This is a genomic window from Pseudoalteromonas sp. TB64 (assembly GCF_000498095.1).
Classification (GTDB): Bacteria; Pseudomonadota; Gammaproteobacteria; order Enterobacterales; family Alteromonadaceae; genus Pseudoalteromonas.
The window spans coordinates 1-2,477 of record NZ_AUTQ01000124.1 but is presented as its reverse complement, the minus strand read 5'-3'; the positions used below and the strand labels follow the sequence as shown (position 1 = coordinate 2,477).

General features: G+C 39.8%; 11 tRNA genes. 7 read left to right on the top strand and 4 right to left on the bottom strand.

Features of this window, described 5'->3' with window-relative positions:
• Positions 1 to 4: 4 nt before the first annotated feature.
• From L647_RS0109815 to L647_RS0109800, 4 genes are all read right to left on the bottom strand, one after another.
• Positions 5 to 80: transfer RNA gene (locus L647_RS0109815), tRNA-Glu, on the bottom strand.
• A 92-nt stretch (positions 81 to 172) separates the two neighbouring features.
• Positions 173 to 248, bottom strand: a tRNA-Glu gene (locus L647_RS0109810).
• A 144-nt stretch (positions 249 to 392) separates the two neighbouring features.
• Positions 393 to 468, bottom strand: a tRNA-Glu gene (locus tag L647_RS0109805).
• A gap of 36 nt (positions 469 to 504) precedes the next feature.
• A tRNA-Ala gene (locus L647_RS0109800) sits at positions 505 to 580 on the bottom strand.
• Positions 581 to 1,435: 855 nt separating this feature from the next.
• Here L647_RS0109800 and L647_RS0109795 point away from each other — a divergent pair.
• The 7 genes from L647_RS0109795 to L647_RS0109765 all read left to right on the top strand — a co-directional run bounded on the left by L647_RS0109795 (position 1,436) and on the right by L647_RS0109765 (position 2,461).
• Positions 1,436 to 1,511, top strand: a tRNA-Val gene (locus L647_RS0109795).
• Between the two features lie 155 nt (positions 1,512 to 1,666).
• Positions 1,667 to 1,742 (top strand) — tRNA-Val (locus tag L647_RS0109790).
• A gap of 50 nt (positions 1,743 to 1,792) precedes the next feature.
• Positions 1,793 to 1,868: transfer RNA gene (locus L647_RS0109785), tRNA-Val, on the top strand.
• Positions 1,869 to 2,019: 151 nt separating this feature from the next.
• Positions 2,020 to 2,095, top strand: a tRNA-Val gene (locus L647_RS0109780).
• 49 nt (positions 2,096 to 2,144) lie between these two features.
• Positions 2,145 to 2,220: transfer RNA gene (locus L647_RS0109775), tRNA-Val, on the top strand.
• Between the two features lie 33 nt (positions 2,221 to 2,253).
• A tRNA-Val gene (locus L647_RS0109770) sits at positions 2,254 to 2,329 on the top strand.
• A gap of 56 nt (positions 2,330 to 2,385) precedes the next feature.
• Positions 2,386 to 2,461, top strand: a tRNA-Val gene (locus L647_RS0109765).
• Positions 2,462 to 2,477: the final 16 nt, after the last annotated feature.

The following is a 2,477-nucleotide window of genomic DNA, read 5'->3' as shown; positions in this document are numbered from 1 at the left end:
TAAGTGGCGTCCCCAAGGGGATTCGAACCCCTGTTACCGCCGTGAAAGGGCGGTGTCCTAGGCCTCTAGACGATGGGGACACATAAATGTGTCACTAGGACAACTGAATTTTTAGACTCGTTTCAGGCGAGCTTTCTTAATAACACTCACTTCCCTATTAAAAATAAGTAAGTGGCGTCCCCAAGGGGATTCGAACCCCTGTTACCGCCGTGAAAGGGCGGTGTCCTAGGCCTCTAGACGATGGGGACACATAAATGTATCACTAGGACAGTTGATTAGTTTAACTCACATCCTGAGTTTTAAGGTAATTGCGTTTAGTACAAATAAAGACTCGAGCTTTAGTTGTAACGCTATTTTCTCGGTAAAACCGCCTTTAACTAACTAAAGCTAAGTGGCGTCCCCAAGGGGATTCGAACCCCTGTTACCGCCGTGAAAGGGCGGTGTCCTAGGCCTCTAGACGATGGGGACACAGAAAACTGCTACCCTAGGACAAACACTAATTTTTGGTGGAGCCATGCGGGATCGAACCGCAGACCTCTTCACTGCCAGCGAAGCGCTCTCCCAGCTGAGCTATGGCCCCAACTTAGTCAACACTCGCCGTGACAAACACGTCGTGTATTGCTTAGTGCGGGGCGCATTCTATGCATCACCCAAAATAAAGTCAACAGTTTTTTACTTAGCTTTATTTAAATGGTTTAATTTTCAACAAACTGGCTATCAAGCGTGCTAATAAATGCAATTTAACCAAAATAACACCTCAATTGCTTAGATTACAGCACCACATATTAAGATAGTTAACTAAAAACGCCCTACTCTGCTGTATTAACATAGCAATAATACCAAGAAGGCAATGGTATACATTTATATGCAAATTAAACATGTGCCATCATAATAGTTTAAAATTCTATTAATCGACAAAATCTCTTAAAAAAGCTTTTATTAGTAACCAGCGTTCAAATACCTTACAAACACTTCTATTTACGAGCTGTTAATGTTTTAGAGCTGGCTTTTCAAACTGCGGTGATTTACCTCATTAACTAAAATCAGTTTAAATCATAGTAGATTAAGTCACTTTTACTTTTGAGTAGTAAAAGTCCAAATTTGCCTATTTTGATCTGAAAATAAAAATACACAAATAGAACACGGCTTAATTATTAAATAACGTCAATTTCAATAAGCATTAAAATAGTTCCAATAAAATAGTTACAGGAACGTAAAATAAACTTAAGTTTTAATCGTAATAAAGCTAGGAGTACTTTTAGATGCTTATTTGAACTACCACTTTAAATTTGATGATAAAATAGACTTCAACCTTATGCTATTGTTTATAAAATCCTCAGTCAGTACATTTTTATCATTCAAGTGTTGACACATTTACAACTCTATCTATAATAGCGCCCCACAACAACGCAGCAATGTGATGTTGTTTAGATGTGGGTGATTAGCTCAGTTGGGAGAGCATCGCCCTTACAAGGCGAGGGTCACTGGTTCAAGTCCAGTATCACCCACCACTTTTTAATTAAAGTGTTCACATCTAAGAATACTGTATACGGGTCGTTAGATCAGTTACAAAAAGAGAGCATCACCGCTACCTACAGTAACGGCGAAGTTCACTGGTTAAAGTCCAGTACTATTTATTTTAATAGTAGCGTTTTAGTTTATATGTGGGTGATTAGCTCAGTTGGGAGAGCATCGCCCTTACAAGGCGAGGGTCACTGGTTCAAGTCCAGTATCACCCACCACATATAAAACCTATTACTATATTAATAGTCATGTTTTAAAATTGTAATATGGGTCGTTAGCTCAGTTGGGAGAGCATCGCCCTTACAAGGCGAGGGTCACTGGTTCAAGTCCAGTACGACCCACCATTTTTATAAGTGGTGCATATTACAAATATCTAAATGAGTGATTAGCTCAGTTAGAAAAAAGAGAGCATCACCGCTACTTACAAGTAACGGCGAGGGTCACTGGTTAAAGTCCAGTACTATTTATTTTAATAGTAGCGTTTAATTTATATGTGGGTGATTAGCTCAGTTGGGAGAGCATCGCCCTTACAAGGCGAGGGTCACTGGTTCAAGTCCAGTATCACCCACCACATATAAAACCTATTATTATATTAATAGTTGCGTTTTAAAATTTAATATGGGTCGTTAGCTCAGTTGGGAGAGCATCGCCCTTACAAGGCGAGGGTCACTGGTTCAAGTCCAGTACGACCCACCACTATTTATAGTGGTGTATATTAAAATGTAATTTGGGTGATTAGCTCAGTTGGGAGAGCATCGCCCTTACAAGGCGAGGGTCACTGGTTCAAGTCCAGTATCACCCACCAAATTACAGATTAAATGTTTAGTACATCTCAAACATTTAATAATACCTATTATATGTGGGTGATTAGCTCAGTTGGGAGAGCATCGCCCTTACAAGGCGAGGGTCACTGGTTCAAGTCCAGTATCACCCACCACATATAAAACCTATTA